The sequence below is a fragment of the Klebsiella oxytoca genome (assembly GCF_009707385.1).
GTDB classification, from domain to species: Bacteria; Pseudomonadota; Gammaproteobacteria; order Enterobacterales; family Enterobacteriaceae; genus Klebsiella; species Klebsiella oxytoca_C.
The window spans coordinates 5,299,495-5,319,833 of record NZ_CP046115.1; the positions used below are offsets into that span (position 1 = coordinate 5,299,495).

Genomic DNA, 20,339 nt, shown 5'->3' on the forward strand with positions numbered 1-20,339 from the left:
ATGCAAGGTCGTCTGTTGGATGCTGTGCCGCTTAACTCCCTGACGGGCGTTGGCGCGGCCCAAAGCAGCCGACTGGCAAAAATCGGCCTGCACACCGTGCAGGATCTGCTTCTGCACCTGCCGCTACGCTACGAAGACCGCACCCATCTGTATCAAATCGGCGAACTACTGCCCGGAGTGTATGCCACCGTTGAAGGAGAAGTCCTTAACTGCAGCGTTACTTTTGGCGGCCGCCGAATGATGACCTGCCAGATAAGCGACGGCTCCGGCATCCTCACCATGCGCTTTTTTAACTTCAGCGCGGCGATGAAAAATAGCCTGGCAACCGGGCGGCGCGTGCTGGCCTACGGAGAGGCGAAGCGCGGTAAGCACGGGGCGGAGATGATCCACCCGGAGTATCGGGTGCAGGGCGATATGAGTACGCCAGATTTACAGGAAACGCTAACCCCGGTTTATCCCACCACCGAAGGTATCAAGCAGGCGACCCTGCGTAAGCTTACCGATCAGGCGCTGGAGCTGCTGGAAACCTGCGCTATCGCCGAGCTGCTGCCACCGGAGCTGGCCCAGGGGATGATGAGCCTGCCGGAAGCCTTACGCACGCTGCATCGCCCGCCGCCCTCTTTACAGCTCAGCGAGCTGGAAAGCGGTCAACACCCGGCCCAGCGGCGCTTAATCCTGGAAGAGTTGCTGGCGCATAACCTCAGCATGCTGGCACTGCGGGCCGGCGCTCAGCGCTACCGCGCCCTGGCGCTCAGCGCGAACGATACGCTAAAAGATAAGCTGCTGGCCTCGCTCCCCTTTAAGCCAACCGGCGCGCAGGCGCGCGTATCGGCGGAAATCGAGCGTGATATGGCGCTGGACGTGCCGATGATGCGTCTGGTGCAGGGGGATGTCGGTTCCGGTAAAACCCTGGTCGCCGCGCTGGCCGCCCTGCGCGCCATCGCCCACGGTAAGCAGGTGGCGCTAATGGCGCCTACCGAGCTACTGGCGGAACAGCACGCCAATAATTTCCGCAGCTGGTTCGAACCCCTGGGTATTGAAGTAGGCTGGCTGGCTGGCAAACAAAAAGGTAAAGCGCGCCTGGCGCAGCAGGAGGCTATCGCCAGCGGGCAGGTGCAGATGATTGTCGGTACCCACGCTATCTTCCAGGAACAGGTTCAGTTTAACGGCCTCGCGCTGGTGATCATCGACGAACAGCACCGTTTCGGCGTCCATCAGCGGCTGGCATTATGGGAGAAAGGCCAGCAGCAGGGCTTTCACCCGCATCAGCTGATTATGACCGCCACGCCAATTCCGCGGACCCTGGCGATGACCGCCTATGCTGACCTTGATACTTCGGTTATCGACGAGCTGCCGCCGGGCCGTACGCCGGTCACGACGGTGGCCATTCCTGATACCCGCCGCAGCGATATTATCGACCGCGTACGTAACGCTTGTACCCACGAAGGCCGTCAGGCCTACTGGGTCTGTACGCTGATTGAAGAGTCGGACCTGCTGGAAGCCCAGGCGGCGGAAGCCACCTGGGAAGAGCTGAAGCTCGCGCTGCCGGAGCTGAATATCGGCCTGGTTCACGGGCGCATGAAGTCCGCCGAGAAGCAGGCGGTGATGAGCGCGTTCAAGCAAGGCGAACTGCATCTGCTGGTCGCCACCACGGTCATTGAAGTTGGCGTCGATGTACCTAACTCGAGCCTGATGATTATCGAAAACCCGGAGCGTCTGGGACTGGCGCAGCTGCACCAGCTCAGAGGGCGCGTTGGGCGCGGCGCGGTGGCCTCCCACTGCGTACTGCTCTATAAATCTCCGCTCTCAAAAACCGCGCAGAAGCGTCTGCAGGTTCTGCGCGATAGCAACGACGGCTTCGTCATTGCCCAGAAGGACCTGGAAATTCGCGGTCCCGGCGAGCTGCTCGGCACGCGCCAGACCGGCAACGCTGAATTCAAAGTTGCGGATTTACTGCGCGATCAGGCCATGATCCCGGAAGTTCAGCGCATTGCCCGCCATATTCACGAGCGATATCCGCAGCAGGCTCGGGCGCTGATTGAACGCTGGATGCCGGAAACCGAACGCTATTCCAACGCGTAGCGCGAACGTCATCTCGCCACGCTGCGCATAATTTTTATTCAGATGAGTGAATTATGAAACGAGAACTGGCCATCGAATTTTCGCGCGTCACTGAAGCCGCCGCGCTGGCAGGCTATAAGTGGTTAGGCCGTGGAGATAAAAACACCGCCGACGGCGCCGCCGTCAACGCCATGCGCATTATGCTGAACCTGATCAACATCGACGGCACCATCGTGATTGGCGAAGGCGAAATCGACGAAGCGCCGATGCTGTACATCGGCGAGCGCGTCGGTACCGGCCACGGCGATGCGGTAGATATCGCCGTCGATCCCATCGAAGGCACCCGTATGACGGCGATGGGCCAGGCGAACGCGCTGGCGGTGATGGCGGTCGGCGATAAGGGCTGTTTTCTGAATGCGCCGGATATGTACATGGAAAAGCTGATTGTCGGCCCGGGCGCGAAAGGCACCATCGATCTGAACCTGCCGCTGGCGGAGAATCTGCATAATATTGCCCGCGCGCTGAATAAGCCGCTGAATGAATTGACGGTCACCATCTTAGCCAAGCCGCGCCATGACGAGGTCATTGTTGAGCTGCAAAAGCTGGGCGTGCGCGTGTTCGCTATCCCCGACGGCGACGTTGCCGCCTCTATTCTGACCTGCATGCCGGACAGCGAAGTTGACGTTATGTACGGTATCGGCGGCGCGCCGGAAGGCGTCGTTTCCGCGGCCGTAATCCGCGCGCTGGACGGCGATATGAACGGCCGTCTGCTGGCACGTCATCACGTTAAGGGCGACAGCGAAGAGAACCGCCGCATCGGCGAAAACGAGCTGGCACGCTGCAAGGCAATGGGTATTGAAGCAGGAAAAGTGCTGCGTCTGGACGATATGGCGCGCAGCGACAACGTCGTTTTCTCAGCGACCGGCATCACCAAAGGCGATCTGCTGGACGGTATCACCCGTAAAGGCAATATGGCCACCACCGAAACGCTGCTGATCCGCGGCAAATCCCGCACCATCCGCCGTATTCAGTCGATTCATTATCTCGATCGCAAAGACCCGGATATCCAGCAGCACATCCTGTAAAACATTTGTTCAATAGAGCTTTCCAGCCTTTTCGGGCTGGAAATCTTCTCTCGTCGCGGTGAAGATACGCTAACGAGATTGAGAGGAGAGATGCTATGGCAAACTGGGTTACAGGCAAAGTCGTAAAAGTTCAAAACTGGACGGATGCGCTGTTTAGCCTCACCGTCCACGCACCGGTTGAACCGTTCACCGCAGGGCAGTTTGCCAAACTGGGCCTCGACGTTGACGGCGAACGCGTGCAGCGCGCCTATTCCTACGTTAACGCCCCCGGCAATCCCGATCTTGAGTTCTACCTGGTGACGGTTCCTGAGGGTAAACTCAGCCCGCGGCTGGCAGCTCTAAAGCCAGGCGATGAAGTGCAGATTGTCAGCGAAGCCGCCGGTTTCTTCGTACTGGAAGAAGTACCGGATTGCGATACGCTGTGGATGCTCGCTACCGGCACGGCGATTGGCCCGTACCTGTCGATTCTGGAAGAAGGAAAAGACCTGGAACGCTTTAAAAATCTGGTGCTGGTACATGCCGCACGCTATGCCGCCGATCTCAGCTATCTGCCGCAAATGCAGGCGCTGGAACAACGTTATGCGGGCAAGCTGCGCATCCAGTCGGTCGTCAGCCGGGAAAGCGTCCCTGGTATGCTCACGGGGCGCATCCCGTTCCTGATTGAGACCGGCGCGCTGGAAGAGGCCGTCGGCTTGCCGATGAACGCCGAGAGCAGCCACGTTATGCTGTGCGGTAATCCGCAAATGGTACGCGACACTCAGCAGCTGCTGAAAGAGACCCGGCAGATGACCAAGCACCTGCGTCGCCGTCCGGGTCACATGACCGCCGAGCACTACTGGTAATCAGGACTCCGCTTTCCAGCGTACATCCAGCGTCTCTTTACCGAACTTATTTGCGCCCTGGGTGCCGACAAACGCTCCCAGGTCGATAAGCATCATGACGATAATCAGCGTCGGTATAAATCGCCCGACGCCCCACTGCCAGACGCCGGGCAGCATCGACCAGTTGCCCGCTAATAGCATCCACGCCAGAATCATCAGCAGCGCCCAGAGGCCGGATTTACCCCGATCGTGCAGGCGTTTAACGGTCACCGCCGCCGTGGGCCACAGCAGACACACCAGAATAAAAGCCGCGGTCTGCAAATTAAGAAGATTGCTGCCAGCCAGCGTGAACAGCGCGCTCATGGTCATTATCCAGATGGCGATCCAGATCCAGAAGTCACGACGTCCAATCCGCCCTTTAATTGAGAATAGCCACTGCTGTAGGGTCATGTTTTATTCCTTATCATCATCACCGGCGTAGTTTACCCTGAAGGCGTCACTTTTTGACAAGCGTGACGGTTCTCGTTTTAATCGTCAGCAGACAAAAAAAGGAAAGACGGGCATGAAGAAGTGGGCAACTCTATGTTTAATTGGGCTGGCGGCGTTATCCGCTGGCCAAAAGGCGTTGTCCGCAGATTCTGAGTCCAACGCTACGGCACCCTATCTTCTCTCCGGCGCGCCGGTCTTTGATATTTCTATCAGCCAATTTCGGGAAAAATTCAATACAGATAACCCGAAGCTTTCGCTCAATGAATTCCGCTCCATAGTTTCCAGTAAAGACCAGGCGAACCTGACCCGCGCGGCGACGAAGATCAATGAGAACCTGTACGCCTCTACCGCGCTTGAACGTGGAACGCTAAAAATTAAATCGATGCAGATAACCTGGCTACCGATTCAGGGGCCGCAGCAGAAAGCGGCGAAGGCCAGGGCTCAGGAGTATATGAGCGCCGTGATGCGCGCTTTCGTGCCAACGCTGAGCCTGGCCCAAAGCCAGCAAAAGCTGCAAAAGCTGCTCACCGCCGGAAAAGGTAAACGTTACTTCAGCGAAACCGAAGGCGCAGTGCGCTATGTGGTAGCGGACAACGGCGAAAAGGGGCTGACCTTCGCTGTTGAACCGATTAAGCTGACGCTATCTGAAACGCTGGAAAACAACAATAAATGACAAAAAGCAAAGCCTTTCCAGTGATGAATCTCTATACTGTTTCACAGACCATGCTGCCCGCGGGGGCGGCTATATTCCTTAATTCGCTTTGAAGCGTGGAGAATAAAAATGCGACATCCTTTAGTGATGGGTAACTGGAAACTGAACGGCAGCCGCCACATGGTAAACGAACTGGTCGCGAACCTGCGTACCGAACTGGCTGGCGTAACCGGCTGTGCAGTTGCCATTGCTCCGCCTGAAATGTATATCGATCTGGCTAAACAAGCCGCTGCGGGCAGCCACATTCACCTGGGCGCGCAGAACGTTGACCTGAACCTGTCCGGCGCATTCACTGGCGAAACCTCTGCTGAAATGCTGAAAGACATCGGTGCTCAGTACATCATCATCGGCCACTCCGAGCGTCGTACCTACCACAAAGAATCCGACGAGCTCATCGCGAAGAAATTCGCGGTCCTGAAAGAGCAGGGCCTGATCCCGGTTCTGTGCATCGGTGAAACCGAAGCAGAAAACGAAGCGGGCAAAACTGAAGAAGTGTGCGCACGCCAAATTGACGCGGTTCTGAAAACTCAGGGCGCAGCGGCATTCGAAGGCGCGGTTATCGCTTACGAGCCAGTATGGGCGATCGGTACCGGCAAATCTGCTACCCCGGCTCAGGCTCAGGCGGTGCATAAATTCATTCGCGATCACATCGCTAAAGCCGATGCGAAAGTGGCTGAGCAAGTGATTATTCAGTACGGCGGTTCCGTTAATGCGGGCAACGCAGCGGAGCTGTTCACCCAGCCGGACATCGACGGCGCGCTGGTTGGCGGCGCATCCCTGAAAGCAGATGCTTTCGCGGTGATCGTTAAAGCAGCAGAAGCCGCGAAAAACGCGTAATTCGCGCAGGGTCTTTCCCCGGTCGCCCTTCGCTTACCGGGGCCACTGACCAGAAATCTGCAATATTTGTAGCCCGGCTCCGCGCAGCGCAAGCCGGGTTTTTTTACCCCGCTACAGTTTCCCCAACGCCTGATACCACAGGTAGTCCAGCGGCAGCAAAATTAAATAGCTCACCGCCGCCAGCGCGATACACAGCAGCATTCCCGCCCGCGCAGGTACTTTCCCCAGCCCCATCGCCACCACAATCGGTGAAGCCTGATACGGCAGCAGCGGCGTGGAGTATCCCAGCACCTGTATCATGATCACGCTCAGCAGCGGGAAACCGGTCGCGTCAGAGAAGCTCTGGGCGAATGTGGTATACAGCGCCGGAACGCCGTTAGCGGTCATGATAAAGTTGAGCGCGCTGGTAATACCCGTCAGCGCAAGGAAGCTGGTAAACGGGCTCTCTTTATCCAGCGGCATAATCTGCAGCAGCGCACTCCCCACAACATCGCCGATACCGGTCTGGGTGACGGTGATCGCCAGCCCCAGAATCCCGGCGACGTAAATGCAGGTACGAATATTCACGCCGCTGGAAAACTCTTCGCCGTTAATAAAACCGACCCGCGGCAGTAGCGTTATCACCGCTGCCGCCAGCCCGGTCCAGGCAGGTCCCACGCCGTGCCAGCTTTCGGTCACCCACAGCGTCAGTACTACCGCCAGCAGCCACGCCAGGCGCTTCTCATCGTGGGTCATCGGCGGCAGCGGCGTCATGTCGCGTGGCGGATGCGGTTTTCCGGGAAACAGCCAGCATATTAATGCGATCAGCACCGCCCCTTTTAGCCAGCCGAGCACCGGCGTATGCAGCAGTAAATAGGGCACATAGTTCAGATGGATGCCGTATGAGCCTTCCGCCGCGCCGCTCATTACCAGATTCGGGACGTTCGCCGGCAGAATGGTGGCTGACAGCTGGAAGGTGCCGAATCCGACCGCCAGAGCCAGGCCAAACCACGGGCGCGTCCCCTCTTCAATGCCGGCACGCCTGGCCATTGCCGCCACAATCGGCATCAGCAGCGCGATGCGCCCCATATTGGACGGCATAACAAACGCCAGCGCATAGCTGAGCAGCACCACGCTGCCGACCATCAGCGGCCAGGAATCCGTCAGACGCGACGAAAGCGCCCGTGCCGCCCTGTCCGCCAGCCCGGTTTTGCGGATAGCGATCCCCAGCACAAAGCCGCTGAACACCAGCCAGAATGCCGACGACGCGAAGCCGCCGAAAATCACCTCCGGCGGCGCGATTTTAGCGATCATTGCTGCGGCAAAAAACAGCAGCGCGGTCATAAACTCCGGTAGTAGCGAGGTCGCCCAGAGAAGGATGGTGATACCAACGATGATGGAAGGGAGGAACAGAGGGTGAGAAAACCAGAGCGACATACCTGTCTCCTGTTGTTTTTTTCAGCAAGAATACGATGGGCTGTCGGGCAGGTAAACGCCATAAATGGTGGGGTTATTACGGGATGGATACAGGCAGTTTAGTGATAATGGATCTCACCAAAGTATTCAGACAGCACGTAATAACGGCAATATTCAAAAGGGCTATCGTGTCCGGCCTGAAACGTCTGTCTGGCGACGGATAATAGCGGTTTATTCTCAGCAATCTGCAGTTTTTCACACAGCTCGGGGGAAGGTAAAATCGCCTCAACTTTTTCAATCGCCGAGTCGCTTGTAACGTTTAATAATGAATAAAGCGATGTATGTTCCAGTGCCCGCGGGGTCAGTTCCAGGCCGGGAAAGAAGCTAAGATCGAGATATATTTTTTCATGGTTGAACGGGCGATTATTCAGGCAACGAATACGCGAGATATAAAGATAATGATGATGGGCAGGAAGGCTCAAGCCATCTGCCTGAGCATCACGCGCGCGGCGCGGAGCGATTTCCAGAATACGGTTCTCTATCTCGACGCTGGCATCCTGAAGATCGCTGGTGATTCCGCGAAACGTATGGCCATAGCTCACGCCTTCCGGCACGGAACATACTACCGAGCCGCTTCCGCGCTGGGACGAAATAATGCCGGCATTGATTAATTCGCTCCAGGCCTGCTTAACCACAATCAGCGAGACGTTGTAGGCTCTGGCGACCTCTTTTTGCGTCGGCAGCTGGCTGCCTAAGGGCAAAGACCCGTTTTGGATCTGCTGACAGATGATAAAAAATAGTTGCTTATAAAGCGGAGTAAAGCTCGTTTTATCAACCTGCAAACTGCGCACCTCACGTCTTCGCCAGCAGGGGACGTTTCACCGTCCCCGGCAGGGTGAATTCGCTACCCTGCGATTTGCCTGGCCAGTTCTGCCAAATCGAAATGATTCATACGATCCACGGTCGTTAAATAATCGGCGGGGAAAGCATCCGCGCCATGAAATGCGCCGGACATCGCCCCAACCATGGTGGCGACAGTATCAGTATCATTGCCGATATTAACGCCGGAGATAATAGCATCTACGGCAGAATTCGGACAACACGCGAACAGACCGAAGGCCGCAGGCACTGCTTCACTTACGTGCAGCCCGGAACCAATAATATCGGCGATTTCCACTACCGCGGTTTCCCAATGGCGATGACGTTTACCGATCTCCACCGCCAGCTCAATGCGCCGGGCAACGGAAGGGCCTGCAACCATCATCGCCCCTTGCTCCTGCGCCAGCAGATAGCCCTTTTGAGCGCCGTAAACACCGGCGGCAATAATGCTGTCTGCATTGGTCTGCGATCTTAACGCCTCGCTGGTTGCCGCGGCCATCGCCGCCGCACCGGACATCGCCAGCACATTGTTGTGCGTAAAGCGGCAAATCTGCAGCGCACATTCAATTGCCGCGTCGATATCGCCGGGATGCAGCACCGCCGCTGGCCAAATCTTCATCGCCGCGCCATTCGTGGCTTCCGCGTTTCCTTTATTAATAATCTGTACCGACTGTTTTTCACCCTCCAGCTCGCCCTGCAAAGAGGCGCGGTTGTCATTGAAGATCGCTTTCATCGCCGCGCGCGTCGTCGGACCGGTAAAGTTGGCGTAGTAAGGATAATCCAGCCACTGCTGGAACGCCTCGCGCATCGCTTCGTCGCTGACCTGGCGCTGATGGCGCAGCAGCGCGTCCATAATGTACTTAGCCTGAATAAAATCATCGGTGCACATGCCCGCTTCATTGCAGCGGCCAAACGTATCCGCCGGCGGTTTTTGAAAGGTCGTCACCCAGCCGCCAAAATAGTCTTTAATTTGCTGCTGAGTCCGAACTTCCGTTGCCGCTCCCATCGCGTCCGCGGCGGCGGCGCCAACCAGGCATCCCAGTATTTTGTTTTGATCAACGTGCATGATGACTCCTTATTTCATGGTCATAGCTTGTGCCAGCGAATGGCTGGCCAGAAAAGTGTTTAGCTGGTCGGGAAACGGCAGGGCCGTCATCGCGCCTTTTGCCGTCACCGCCATCGCACCGCAGGCGTTAGCATTGCCGATAGCCTCCGCCAGCAGGTCATGAGACCAGCCGTTTGCGCGGGAAAGCGTGAACAGCAGGCCGCCAACAAAGGCATCGCCTGCTCCGGTGGTATCGACGACGTCAACGCGCGGAGCAGGAAAAAGGGACTCCCCCTCGGCGGTAATGAGCAGCGCGCCATCGGCACCCAGAGAAATAATGGTGGTCTCACAGCCAAGATCGCGCAGGTAATAACGCGCATCCTGCCAGCGGCTGGCGCCGCTCAGCTGACACAGCTCATCTGCTGAGACTTTGCAGATAGAGGCAAGCGCGGCAGAGCGGGCTATCAGATCAGGGATCTCCGTCGCGTCGCGCCACATCTTGCTGCGTAAGTTGACGTCAAAAAGAACGTAGCCGCCGGCCTCACGCATGCGTCTCGCCCCTTCAAGGCACGCCTCGCGGGCGGGGCTGTCGGTGAGGCCTATCGAACTAAAGTAAAACCATTCGTGTTTTCTGAACGGCGGTAGATCCTGCGGCGAAACGTAGGTATCGGCTCCCGGATGCACCAGATAGGTAAAGCTGCGCTCCCCGTCAGCCGTCAGATTGACGATCAGCACCGCGCTGGTCAGGCTCGCGTCCAGCCTTAGAAATGAGACATCTACGCCATTGTCCTGGAATACCTGGCGCAGAAAACGCCCGGCATCATCGTCGCCAAGACAGCCGATAAAACCGCATTCTCCGCCCAGCCTGGCCACGCACACTCCCACGTTGGCCGATGCTCCACCGGGACATTTCAGGTAGCTATTTTGTTTTTCCGGCACCAGGTCAACGGAAGCGTCACCGATAACCCAAACTTTATTAATGGTGTCCATTTGCGCCTCCTTATGCCTTTTTCTGCGCAAGGGCGAGCTGAATATCACGGTAATACTCGTTATTAATCAGATATTTTTTCATTAGCAGCCCCACCGCAAGGTGGAACAGGGCAGGAATGAGCGTCATCATCAGCGCAATGCCGGTGAGAGAACGTGCGCTCTGTTCAACATCGGCCTGATAGCCAAAGTGACTCAGCAGAAATCCAAGAATGCCTCCCGCGATGCCCATACCAAACTTCTGGAAGAAGAGGATGCCGCCAAACGCGAGTCCGGAAACGCGCAGCCCGGTTTTCTTTTCTCCGTAATCTACCGCTTCAGCGATAGAAGACCAGAACACCGGCATTTGCATATCGCAGAAGAAATTAATAAGAAAATAGAACGCAAACGCCAGGACAAGGTTTTCACGCCCGACGGAGAAATACATCAGCGCGCTCAGGATAAAAGTAATAATCTGGGTGTAGCGGAACATCTTAATTTTATCCCAGAACTTGGTTATCCATGTGGTGGCGATCATCGCCAGAATAGAAGCGATGACGCCGGTGGTCAGGAAGGGTGAAATCAGGCTATCGCCACCGTTCAGATAATACTTAGCATAATAAGCCGCGACGGAACCGCGAATAACATAACCGCACATCAACAGTAAAATAACAACGCCGAGAATAATCCACTGATCGTTACGTAACAGATACTTAAACTGCTTCCCCACCGAGAGCGAGGTAATTTCTGGCTCGCTGCGTTCACGCGTGGTGAGAAAACAGAAGATAAACAACACGGCGCCCATCGCGCCCATCAGACCCATTGAAAACTGGTAGCCCAGCGCCTTGTTGCCCTGCCCCAACCAGACGGCGAGCATCGGCACAACGATAGTCACCAGAAAAGCGGCAATCTTAGTCATCACAAAGCGATAGCCGTTTGCGCTTAAGCGCTCGACGGGGTCGCTGGTGATTACGCCAATCATCGAAATATAAGGAATGGTTATCGCGGTATAGACCAGGGTCATCAGAATATAGGTGCCATAGGCCCATGCCAGCTTGGCCATATAAGCCATATCAGGCGTGATAAACATCAAATAAACGGCGAAGCCAAAAGGGATTGCAAACCACAGCAGCCACGGGCGATAACGTCCCCAGCGCGTATTCAGCTTATCGGTAAGAACGCCCATGGCCGGATCGATAATCGCATCGATCATCCGCACAACCACGAACAGTACGCCAACATCAGCGGCGCTCAGGCCGTAGATATCGGTATAGAAATAGGCGAGCAGCAGCTGCATGGCGATAATCACAACGTTTATCGCCATGTCCCCTGCGCCGAAGCCGATCTTTTCCACAATAGAAAGTTTCATGTTGATATTCCTTTACGCTTAACAGCGCAAATAGGGTGAACAATTAATGATGTCACTACATGAAATAAAAACGTTTTTATATATAAGCCGCCGCCAGAAAATTTATGGAGGCGATGAAGAGAGTGTAACGACTGACAAAAAGATATAAAGGTATACCTTTATATCTTTTGATCGGTTTCACATATTTTTTTGTACGCAACCCGGTCCCGGCTTTAAACCGGGATAAGAATCAATAAGATAATAAATGGGAGGCGCGTGTAGAAAATTAACGGGATGCCAGAATGGCGCAGCTATGGTCCTGAATCTCTTCCGCCGATGCCCGATTGAGGGTCAGCAGGTTACGCTCGGTCGCCAGCAGCACCAACGAGCCATCGCTCTGCTTCGCCATCGCCAGCGCAAAACGACCCATATGCTCGCGCGCTTCCGGCACCTCTTCAGCGAGCATCAGGAACGGGCTGCGCTGCGCCAGCTCCGTTTCGGTTACGCGGCGGGCCAGATATTCGTGGCCCATGAGCCCACCGGGCAGCGGCAACCAGCGGCTGCTGATGGCGGCGGCTTCGTTATCCAGCTGCTTACGAACATCGGGCCGCAGGCAGGAGATATGAATATGGAAATGATTTTGCGTGCGTCCGCTGCGCGAGTTGATGGCCAGCGAGACCGCGTCATCCGCCACGGTGGAGCCATGCTGCTGGCTCATGATGGCGCGCCCCTGCCAGGCCTGCCAGAAGAAGTCAGGCGTCTGAGGCTCCAGCAGCAGCGGGCTTTCGGTACCGTTAATGCGGTAAGTCGGCATCAGCAGATACTGCAGCGGACCATTGCGGTCTTTAAACAGCACATAGCCGCCCTTAAGGTTCACTTCCGCACAGGGCGCGGGATTGTGATTCTGCTGTTGATTGGGAACGCACTGTTGCAGAACAATTTTACGCAACGCGTCGCGGTTGCCGGAATGAAGCCAGTAGTAGCCGCCGGCGATCGCCGCCACAGCCGCCACCAGCAGCGCTAATAAAAGGTATTGTACTCTTCGCATTATTCCTTCCTGTCTCAGCCGGAAACGGAAGAGTAACGCAGTTTGATGACGAAATGAAAACAGGAAGAGGTACGGTGAGTTCCCCGGAGGCGGCGCTTAACGCGCCTTGTCCGGGCTACCAGTCCGCAGACGGCTGGAAACCTGTAGCCCCGCTCAGCGCAGCGCGAGCGGGGATAAAGGAGAGGCGATTTAACGCTGGTTAATCTGGTCGAAAGTTCCACCGTTAGAGAAGTGCTCTTTCTGCGCCTTAGTCCAGCCGCCAAACACGTCATCGATGGTGAACAGCTTCAGTTTCGGGAACTCATCCGCGTATTTTTTCGCGATTTCAGGATCGCGCGGACGATAGAAGTTCTTCGCCGCAATCTCCTGGCCTTCCGGCGAGTAGAGATACTTCAGGTACGCTTCCGCGACCTGACGGGTCCCCTTTTTATCGACCACTTTATCAACCACGGAAACGGTCGGCTCGGCCAGAATTGATTCGCTCGGGGTCACGATTTCGAACTTATCTTTACCCAGCTCATTGGTCGCCAGCAGGGCTTCGTTTTCCCAGGCGATCAGCACATCGCCAATTCCGCGTTCTACAAAGGTGTTGGTGGCGCCACGGGCGCCGGAATCCAGCACTTCAACGTTCTTAAACAGCGCCTTCACGAACTCCTGGGCCTTGGCCTGGTCGCCGTTGTTCTGATGCAGAGCGTAGCCCCAGGCCGCCAGATAATTCCAGCGCGCGCCGCCAGAGCTTTTCGGGTTCGGGGTAATCACCGACACACCGGGTTTAACCAGATCATTCCAGTCATGAATCTGCTTCGGGTTGCCTTTGCGCACGAGGAACACGATAGTTGAGGTATACGGCGCGGAGTTATCCGGCAGACGCTTCAGCCAGTTTTTGTCGATTCGGCCACGCTCGGCAATCGCATCGACGTCATAAGCCAGCGCCAGGGTGACCACATCGGCTTCAATGCCGTTGATTACCGAAGTCGCCTGTTTACCGGATCCGCCGTGTGACTGACGAATCACCACATTGTCGCCGGTTTCTTGCTTCCAGTGCGCGCTAAACGCTTTGTTGTACTGTTCGTACAGCTCGCGCGTCGGATCGTAAGAAACGTTTAATAGCTGAATGTCTTTTGCCAGAACGCTGGCGGATGCCAGCAACAGAGTTAACCCCACGCCCCACTTATTCATCGCACCGCTCTCTTTAATGTCATGTTGTGATGGATTAAGCGTGCCAGAAAGCGAACCAATGATTAAAGAATAAAAAAAGATTGGCTATAACTTGTGAGTATATATAACGGGGGGAGTTTGCCCCCTCCCGGAAGGGAGAGAGCGGGAAGCTTTAGACTTCTTCCATGAAGCTTTAGACTTCTTCCATGCGGCCCAACAGCGCCTGCAGACGATCCTGCCAGCCCTGCTGCTGTTCTTTCAGCTGACCGTTTTCACGCTCAAGCTCTTCACGGCTATGCTGGGCGCTCTGTACTTCCTGCGCCAGCGTGTTGTTCTTTTCTTTCAGCTCTTCGATTTCCATCTGTAACAGAGTGATGGTATCAATCGCCTGCTGAACTTTAGATTCTAATTTCTCAAAAACTTCTAATGACATCGTCATACCTCTCCTGAACTTGCAAGGCGTTGATAGAAACCGTCCGTTTCGTATACGCGTGACGCCTTAACGAAAATTAGCGCACTACAGTGGTGATGTAGTCGATTGTATGAAGCCCCGCCGCCCCTGTCCAGCGACAACCCGCGTAGATTGCGGTTTGCAACACTTTTCAGCCTTTACCTGGTCCGTTCGCCGCTTTTACCCGGTACTTTTTCGTAATTGTTAATCCACGCGTTAAAAAAATGAGCGGTGAAACGCTCCCGCAAATGACCAAAAACGCGTTTATTACGCGAAAACGCTCATTTTCTTGACGCAGTACACACATTTTAATTTCGATATTTCTCGTTTTTGTTCGTTAACGATAAATTAACACTATGCCTACATGGCAGCGTGGTCGCCTGCGACCTTCACACATACAATAATCATCATTACGCTTCAGGATTCGATTATGAGCCAAACATCAACACTAAAAGGCCAGTGCATCGCAGAGTTCCTCGGTACCGGGTTGTTGATCTTTTTCGGCGTTGGGTGCGTCGCTGCGCTCAAGGTCGCGGGAGCCAGCTTCGGTCAATGGGAAATCAGCATTATCTGGGGCCTGGGCGTCGCTATGGCGATTTACCTGACCGCAGGGGTTTCCGGTGCGCACCTTAACCCGGCGGTTACCATAGCATTATGGCTGTTCGCCTGCTTCGACGGTCGTAAAGTTGTTCCTTTTATTATTGCGCAATTCGCTGGCGCCTTTTGCGCTGCGGCTTTAGTTTACGGGCTTTATTACAATCTTTTCTTCGATTTCGAACATACCCACAATATGGTGCGCGGTAGCGTCGAAAGTCTTGAGCTGGCAGGTATTTTCTCTACTTACCCGAACCCACATATCAATTTTGTGCAGGCCTTCGCGGTAGAAATGGTGATTACCGCTATCCTGATGGGCGTCATTCTGGCGCTGACCGACGATGGCAACGGTGTGCCGCGTGGCCCGCTGGCGCCGCTGCTGATTGGTCTACTGATCGCCGTTATCGGCGCATCTATGGGCCCGCTGACCGGCTTTGCCATGAACCCGGCGCGTGATATCGGACCTAAAGCCTTTGCCTGGCTGGCAGGCTGGGGCGACGTCGCCTTTACCGGCGGCAAAGATATTCCTTATTTCCTGGTGCCGCTGTGTGCGCCAATCGTCGGTGCTGCGCTGGGCGCATTCTGCTACCGCAAGCTGATTGGCCGCCACCTGCCTTGCGACATCTGCGTTGTCGAAGAGAAAGAGGCGTCATCCCCCTCTTCGACGCAACACAAAGCTTCGCTGTAATTTGACTACGGGACTCATCCTATGACCGACAAAAAATATATCGTAGCGCTCGACCAGGGCACCACCAGTTCCCGCGCCGTTGTAATGGATCACGATGCCAATATCATCAGCGTCTCTCAGCGAGAATTCGAACAAATTTATCCGCGTCCGGGCTGGGTTGAGCATGACCCGATGGAGATCTGGGCATCGCAAAGCTCCACGCTGGTCGAAGTGCTGGCGAAAGCCGATATCAGCTCCGATGAAATCGCGGCAATCGGCATCACCAACCAACGTGAAACCGCCATCGTGTGGGAGCGGGAAACCGGTAAGCCGATTTACAACGCCATCGTCTGGCAGTGCCGCCGTACCGCCGAGATCTGCGAGCAGCTCAAGCGCGACGGCATGGAAGAGTACATTCGTAAGGCCACCGGCCTCGTCGTTGACCCGTACTTCTCCGGTACGAAAGTGAAGTGGATCCTTGACCACGTTGAAGGCGCGCGTGAACGCGCTAAACGCGGCGAGCTGCTGTTCGGCACCGTTGATACCTGGCTTATCTGGAAAATGACCCAGGGACGCGTTCACGTTACCGACTATACCAACGCCTCGCGTACCATGCTGTTCAATATCCACGAGCTGGACTGGGATGACAAAATGCTCGACGCGCTGGATATCCCGCGCGCCATGCTGCCGGAAGTACGTAAATCTTCCGAAGTGTACGGCCAGACCAACATCGGCGGTAAAGGCGGTACCCGTATTCCGATCGCCGGCATCGCGGGCGACCAGCAGGCGGCGCTGTTTGGCCAGCTGTGCGTCAAAGAGGGTATGGCGAAAAACACCTACGGTACCGGCTGCTTTATGCTGATGAATACCGGCGAGAAAGCGGTGGCGTCAACCCACGGCCTGCTGACGACTATCGCCTGCGGTCCGCGCGGCGAAGTAAACTATGCGCTGGAAGGCGCGGTGTTTATGGCTGGCGCCTCCATCCAGTGGCTGCGCGATGAGATGAAGTTAATTAGCGACGCGTTCGACTCCGAATATTTCGCCACTAAAGTGAAGGATACCAACGGCGTGTACGTGGTTCCGGCGTTTACCGGCCTTGGCGCGCCTTACTGGGATCCGTATGCCCGCGGCGCAATCTTCGGCCTGACCCGCGGCGTGAACTCCAACCATATTATTCGCGCCACTCTGGAGTCGATTGCCTATCAGACCCGCGATGTGCTGGAAGCGATGCAGGCTGACTCCGGGATCCGTCTGCACGCCCTGCGCGTTGACGGCGGCGCGGTAGCCAACAACTTCCTGATGCAGTTCCAGTCCGATATTCTCGGCACCCGCGTGGAGCGCCCGGAAGTGCGCGAAGTCACCGCGCTGGGCGCGGCCTATCTGGCCGGTCTGGCAGTGGGCTTCTGGCAGAATCTGGATGAGCTACAGGAGAAAGCGGTTATCGAGCGTGAATTCCGTCCGGGAATTGAAACCACCGAGCGTAACTATCGCTACAGCGGCTGGAAAAAAGCGGTGAAACGCGCGCTGGCGTGGGAAGAGCACGACGAGGCGTAAGATTGTGGAGGTATTCCCGGCTTGCGGCGTAAACGCCTTAGCCGGGCTACAGCCCGCAGACCGCACAACCCCGTAGCCCGGCGAAGCGCAGCGCAAGCCGGGGAGAAGCCGCGCCGATGCATGAATCCCGGGGTATCCCCGGGTTGCGGCGTACACGCCTTACCCGGGCGACAAAACCCCAAACAGCACGGACCTGTAGCCCCGATAAGCGCAGCGCCACCGGGGGATTTTCCGGAGATATGCACCGCCTCCGGTTTTTATGAGCCAAACACCGGCAGCAGCATATACAGTTTAATCACCAGCGCGTTGACGATATCGATAAAGAATGCGCCCACCATCGGTACCACCAGAAACGCCATGTGCGACGGACCAAAACGGTCGGTAATCGCCTGCATATTGGCGATCGCCGTTGGCGTCGCGCCAAGTCCGAAACCACAGTGTCCGGCGGCCAGCACCGCGGCATCGTAGTTTTTACCCATCATCCGGTAGGTCACAAACACCGCATACAGCGCCATCGCTACCGTCTGCACAGCCAGAATCGCAATCATCGGCAGCGCCAGCGACGCCAGCTCCCACAGCTTCAGGCTCATCAGCGCCATCGCCAGGAACAGCGACAGGCTGACGTTACCCAGCACCGACACCGCGCGATCGAACACGCGATACAGCCCCAGCGCCGACAGACTGTTACTCAGGATCACGCCGATAAACAGTACACAAACGAAGGTGGGCAGCTCGAACACGGTTCCCGCTAGCAGTTGCGCAACGACCTTACCTACGGTCAAACAGATAGCGATCAGCGCGATGCTCTCAATCAGCACCAGGGAAGTGATCATGCGCCCCATATCAGGCTTCTCAAACGCGGTGGGCGCGAGCTGATCGTCCGGCGTACCGTCCGGTGAAGAAGAGTGCTTAACCAGATAACGCGCCACTGGCCCGCCGATCAGGCCGCCAAGAACGAGACCGAAGGTTGCGCAAGCCATTGCCACTTCGGTGGCGTTGGCGAATCCATAACGCTCAACAAACAATTTGCTCCACGCCGCGCCGGTACCGTGGCCACCGGACAGGGTAATCGAACCGGCCAGCAGCCCCATCAGCGGATCGAGGCCCAGCAGCTTCGCCATGCCGATACCGAGGGCGTTTTGCAGCAGCAGCAGCCCCACCACCACAATCAGGAACGTCCCCACCACTTTTCCTCCGGAGCGCAGGCTGGCGAGGTTAGCGTTCAGGCCGATGGTGGCGAAGAATGCCAGCATCAGCGGATCTTTCAGGCTCATATCGAAATCAATTTCGATATCCATGCTTTTCTTTAATACCAGCAGCGCCAGCGCCACCAGCAGGCCGCCCGCAACGGGCTCAGGAATGGTGTATTTCTTCAGGAAAGGGACGGTTTGAACGAGTTTTCTACCCAGTAGCAACACTAGAGTTGCGGCAACGAGCGTCGATAAGGTATCGAGATGAAACATAAAAAAAGAGCTCCTTATAGGCGCATGATCCATTCACACGCGACGATATTTCCCGGTGTCGATTGCTTCTCATCATGAGTAATCGGGAAGGGATTTTAAGCAGAAGTGCGGAAAAAAGGACAGGAAAAGATATTTTGTAGGGATATTGATGCGATCAAGCATACAAAATGTTAATAAATATTTGACGCTTATTCCCAGTATAAATATTTGTCGCCAAAGAGTGGCAAACGTTTGCTTTTGGTCTACAGTCCGATAAAATCCCCGCTTTGCCACCTTTGGGATTGTTGTGATGTCCGTTAACACCGCAGAGTCAGAAAATGCGCAACCGGTTGCGCATAAGCAAACCAGCGAATTAATCTACCGCCTTGAAGACCGCCCGCCGCTACCGCAGACCTTGTTCGCCGCCTTCCAGCACCTGCTGGCGATGTTTGTCGCGGTCATCACCCCGGCGTTATTAATCTGCCAGGCGCTGGGCCTTCCGGCTCAGGATACGCAACATATCATCAGCATGTCTCTGTTCGCTTCCGGTGTGGCATCCATTATTCAAATCAAAGCCTGGGGTCCGGTCGGCTCAGGTCTGCTCTCAATTCAGGGCACCAGCTTTAACTTCGTCGCGCCGCTGATTATGGGCGGTACCGCGCTGAAAACCGGCGGTGCCGACGTCCCAACCATGATGGCCGCGCTGTTCGGCACCCTGATGCTGGCCAGCTGTACGGAGATGGTTCTCTCCCGCGTCCTGCATCTCGCCCGCCGCATTATTACTCCGCTGGTATCCGGCGTGGTGGTGATGATTATCGGCCTGTCGCTAATTCAGGTCGGCCTGACCTCTATCGGCGGCGGCTATGCGGCGATGGCTGACAACACCTTCGGCGCGCCGAAAAACTTGCTGTTGGCCGGTATCGTGCTGGGGCTGATTATTATCCTTAACCGTCAGCGCAATCCGTATCTGCGTATCGCTTCGCTGGTTATCGCCATGGCGGCCGGCTACCTGGCGGCATGGTTGCTGGATATGCTGCCGGCCAATACCGCCCCGACGGAAAGCAGCCTGATAATGGTACCCACGCCGCTTTACTACGGACTGGGCATCGACTGGAACCTGCTGCTGCCGTTGATGCTGGTCTTTATGATTACCTCACTGGAAACTATCGGCGATATTACCGCCACCTCTGACGTCTCCGAGCAGCCGGTTTCCGGCCCGCTATATATGAAGCGTCTGAAGGGCGGCGTGCTGGCTAACGGCCTGAACTCATTTGTCTCGGCGGTATTCAACACCTTCCCGAACTCCTGCTTCGGCCAGAACAACGGCGTGATTCAGCTGACCGGCGTCGCCAGCCGCTATGTTGGTTTTATCGTGGCGCTGATGCTGATCGTGCTCGGCCTGTTCCCGGCGGTGAGCGGCTTCGTGCAGCATATTCCTGAGCCGGTGCTCGGCGGCGCGACGCTGGTGATGTTTGGCACCATCGCCGCTTCCGGCGTGCGCATTGTCTCCCGCGAGCCGCTGAACCGCCGCGCGATCCTGATTATCGCCCTGTCGCTGGCCGTTGGTCTTGGCGTTTCCCAGCAGCCGCTGATCCTGCAGTTCGCTCCTGACTGGCTGAAGAATCTGCTCTCCTCCGGTATCGCCGCTGGCGGTATCACGGCGATTGTCCTGAATCTGATTTTCCCGCCAGAGAAAAACTGATCGCCGCTTACGCTCCGGCCGCACGATGCTGGCCGGAGCATCAGTCTCATCAACCTCACATCATCTCATTACACAATTCCTGTCT

Annotated in this window: 18 protein-coding genes; 8 read left to right on the forward strand and 10 right to left on the reverse strand. The window is 56.1% G+C overall.

What is annotated here, in order from left to right:
• From recG to fpr, 3 genes are all read left to right on the forward strand, one after another.
• Complete coding sequence (gene recG / locus GJ746_RS24750) at positions 1-2,082, forward strand: ATP-dependent DNA helicase RecG (protein ID WP_154682531.1); 2,082 nt, start codon at positions 1-3, stop codon at positions 2,080-2,082.
• Positions 2,083-2,135: 53 nt separating this feature from the next.
• Positions 2,136-3,146: a class II fructose-bisphosphatase gene (gene glpX / locus GJ746_RS24755; protein ID WP_154682532.1), complete on the forward strand. Its 1,011-nt coding sequence runs from the start codon at positions 2,136-2,138 to the stop codon at positions 3,144-3,146.
• A gap of 95 nt (positions 3,147-3,241) precedes the next feature.
• Positions 3,242-3,988 carry a ferredoxin--NADP(+) reductase gene (gene fpr, locus GJ746_RS24760; RefSeq protein WP_154682533.1) on the forward strand — a complete coding sequence of 249 codons (747 nt, stop codon included), beginning with the start codon at positions 3,242-3,244 and terminating at the stop codon, positions 3,986-3,988.
• On the opposite strand, the gene GJ746_RS24765 is transcribed toward fpr, so the two are convergent.
• Positions 3,989-4,417 (reverse strand): DUF805 domain-containing protein, encoded by a 429-nt coding sequence (locus GJ746_RS24765; RefSeq protein ID WP_154682534.1) that lies wholly within the window; start codon positions 4,415-4,417, stop codon positions 3,989-3,991.
• Positions 4,418-4,529: 112 nt separating this feature from the next.
• Between GJ746_RS24765 and GJ746_RS24770 the strand changes: the two genes are divergently transcribed.
• Positions 4,530-5,129, forward strand: coding sequence for a DUF1454 family protein (locus tag GJ746_RS24770; protein ID WP_154682535.1), 600 nt, complete (start codon positions 4,530-4,532; stop codon positions 5,127-5,129).
• Positions 5,130-5,237: 108 nt separating this feature from the next.
• A complete protein-coding gene (gene tpiA, locus GJ746_RS24775; protein WP_154682536.1) occupies positions 5,238-6,005 on the forward strand; it encodes a triose-phosphate isomerase in 768 nt (255 codons plus the stop codon).
• Positions 6,006-6,116: 111 nt separating this feature from the next.
• Here the strand turns inward: tpiA and GJ746_RS24780 are convergent, their stop codons facing one another.
• From GJ746_RS24780 to zapB, 8 genes are all read right to left on the reverse strand, one after another.
• Positions 6,117-7,421 carry an SLC13 family permease gene (locus GJ746_RS24780; protein ID WP_154682537.1) on the reverse strand — a complete coding sequence of 435 codons (1,305 nt, stop codon included), beginning with the start codon at positions 7,419-7,421 and terminating at the stop codon, positions 6,117-6,119.
• Positions 7,422-7,519: 98 nt separating this feature from the next.
• Positions 7,520-8,242 carry a GntR family transcriptional regulator gene (locus GJ746_RS24785; RefSeq protein WP_154682538.1) on the reverse strand — a complete coding sequence of 241 codons (723 nt, stop codon included), beginning with the start codon at positions 8,240-8,242 and terminating at the stop codon, positions 7,520-7,522.
• 62 nt (positions 8,243-8,304) lie between these two features.
• Positions 8,305-9,345, reverse strand: a complete 1,041-nt coding sequence (locus GJ746_RS24790) for an ADP-ribosylglycohydrolase family protein (protein ID WP_154682539.1) — start codon at positions 9,343-9,345, stop codon at positions 8,305-8,307.
• 9 nt (positions 9,346-9,354) lie between these two features.
• On the reverse strand, positions 9,355-10,314 hold the full coding sequence (locus GJ746_RS24795) for an aminoimidazole riboside kinase (protein ID WP_154682540.1): 960 nt from the start codon (positions 10,312-10,314) through the stop codon (positions 9,355-9,357).
• A gap of 10 nt (positions 10,315-10,324) precedes the next feature.
• Complete coding sequence (locus tag GJ746_RS24800; RefSeq protein WP_004126712.1) at positions 10,325-11,659, reverse strand: MFS transporter; 1,335 nt, start codon at positions 11,657-11,659, stop codon at positions 10,325-10,327.
• Positions 11,660-11,924: 265 nt separating this feature from the next.
• The gene (locus tag GJ746_RS24805) at positions 11,925-12,686 is read right to left on the reverse strand and encodes a CDP-diacylglycerol diphosphatase (protein WP_154682541.1); all 762 of its coding nucleotides are present in this window, start codon (positions 12,684-12,686) and stop codon (positions 11,925-11,927) included.
• A 189-nt stretch (positions 12,687-12,875) separates the two neighbouring features.
• Complete coding sequence (locus GJ746_RS24810) at positions 12,876-13,865, reverse strand: sulfate ABC transporter substrate-binding protein (RefSeq protein WP_154682542.1); 990 nt, start codon at positions 13,863-13,865, stop codon at positions 12,876-12,878.
• 172 nt (positions 13,866-14,037) lie between these two features.
• Complete coding sequence (gene zapB, locus GJ746_RS24815) at positions 14,038-14,283, reverse strand: septal ring assembly protein ZapB (RefSeq protein ID WP_009652751.1); 246 nt, start codon at positions 14,281-14,283, stop codon at positions 14,038-14,040.
• 442 nt (positions 14,284-14,725) lie between these two features.
• Here zapB and GJ746_RS24820 point away from each other — a divergent pair, with 442 nt between their 5' ends.
• Together GJ746_RS24820 and glpK are read left to right on the forward strand one after the other, a co-directional pair.
• On the forward strand, positions 14,726-15,577 hold the full coding sequence (locus tag GJ746_RS24820; protein WP_154682543.1) for an MIP/aquaporin family protein: 852 nt from the start codon (positions 14,726-14,728) through the stop codon (positions 15,575-15,577).
• Between the two features lie 21 nt (positions 15,578-15,598).
• Positions 15,599-17,110: a glycerol kinase GlpK gene (gene glpK, locus GJ746_RS24825; protein ID WP_154682544.1), complete on the forward strand. Its 1,512-nt coding sequence runs from the start codon at positions 15,599-15,601 to the stop codon at positions 17,108-17,110.
• 257 nt (positions 17,111-17,367) lie between these two features.
• Here glpK and gltS read toward each other — a convergent pair whose 3' ends face one another.
• On the reverse strand, positions 17,368-18,573 hold the full coding sequence (gene gltS, locus GJ746_RS24830; protein ID WP_154682545.1) for a sodium/glutamate symporter: 1,206 nt from the start codon (positions 18,571-18,573) through the stop codon (positions 17,368-17,370).
• Positions 18,574-18,862: 289 nt separating this feature from the next.
• Between gltS and GJ746_RS24835 the strand changes: the two genes are divergently transcribed.
• Positions 18,863-20,254: a nucleobase:cation symporter-2 family protein gene (locus tag GJ746_RS24835; RefSeq protein WP_154682546.1), complete on the forward strand. Its 1,392-nt coding sequence runs from the start codon at positions 18,863-18,865 to the stop codon at positions 20,252-20,254.
• Positions 20,255-20,339: the final 85 nt, after the last annotated feature.

What these genes read in the sequence shown, in the direction of transcription:
- recG (WP_154682531.1), top strand. Translation starts at nt 1, where the DNA reads ATGCAAGGTCGTCTGTTGGATGCTGTGCCGCTTAACTCCCTGACGGGC.
- glpX (WP_154682532.1), top strand. Translation starts at nt 2,136, where the DNA reads ATGAAACGAGAACTGGCCATCGAATTTTCGCGCGTCACTGAAGCCGCC.
- fpr (WP_154682533.1), top strand. Translation starts at nt 3,242, where the DNA reads ATGGCAAACTGGGTTACAGGCAAAGTCGTAAAAGTTCAAAACTGGACG.
- GJ746_RS24765 (WP_154682534.1), bottom strand. Translation starts at nt 4,417, where the DNA reads ATGACCCTACAGCAGTGGCTATTCTCAATTAAAGGGCGGATTGGACGT.
- GJ746_RS24770 (WP_154682535.1), top strand. Translation starts at nt 4,530, where the DNA reads ATGAAGAAGTGGGCAACTCTATGTTTAATTGGGCTGGCGGCGTTATCC.
- tpiA (WP_154682536.1), top strand. Translation starts at nt 5,238, where the DNA reads ATGCGACATCCTTTAGTGATGGGTAACTGGAAACTGAACGGCAGCCGC.
- GJ746_RS24780 (WP_154682537.1), bottom strand. Translation starts at nt 7,421, where the DNA reads ATGTCGCTCTGGTTTTCTCACCCTCTGTTCCTCCCTTCCATCATCGTT.
- GJ746_RS24790 (WP_154682539.1), bottom strand. Translation starts at nt 9,345, where the DNA reads ATGCACGTTGATCAAAACAAAATACTGGGATGCCTGGTTGGCGCCGCC.
- GJ746_RS24795 (WP_154682540.1), bottom strand. Translation starts at nt 10,314, where the DNA reads ATGGACACCATTAATAAAGTTTGGGTTATCGGTGACGCTTCCGTTGAC.
- GJ746_RS24800 (WP_004126712.1), bottom strand. Translation starts at nt 11,659, where the DNA reads ATGAAACTTTCTATTGTGGAAAAGATCGGCTTCGGCGCAGGGGACATG.
- GJ746_RS24805 (WP_154682541.1), bottom strand. Translation starts at nt 12,686, where the DNA reads ATGCGAAGAGTACAATACCTTTTATTAGCGCTGCTGGTGGCGGCTGTG.
- GJ746_RS24810 (WP_154682542.1), bottom strand. Translation starts at nt 13,865, where the DNA reads ATGAATAAGTGGGGCGTGGGGTTAACTCTGTTGCTGGCATCCGCCAGC.
- zapB (WP_009652751.1), bottom strand. Translation starts at nt 14,283, where the DNA reads ATGACGATGTCATTAGAAGTTTTTGAGAAATTAGAATCTAAAGTTCAG.
- GJ746_RS24820 (WP_154682543.1), top strand. Translation starts at nt 14,726, where the DNA reads ATGAGCCAAACATCAACACTAAAAGGCCAGTGCATCGCAGAGTTCCTC.
- glpK (WP_154682544.1), top strand. Translation starts at nt 15,599, where the DNA reads ATGACCGACAAAAAATATATCGTAGCGCTCGACCAGGGCACCACCAGT.
- gltS (WP_154682545.1), bottom strand. Translation starts at nt 18,573, where the DNA reads ATGTTTCATCTCGATACCTTATCGACGCTCGTTGCCGCAACTCTAGTG.
- GJ746_RS24835 (WP_154682546.1), top strand. Translation starts at nt 18,863, where the DNA reads ATGTCCGTTAACACCGCAGAGTCAGAAAATGCGCAACCGGTTGCGCAT.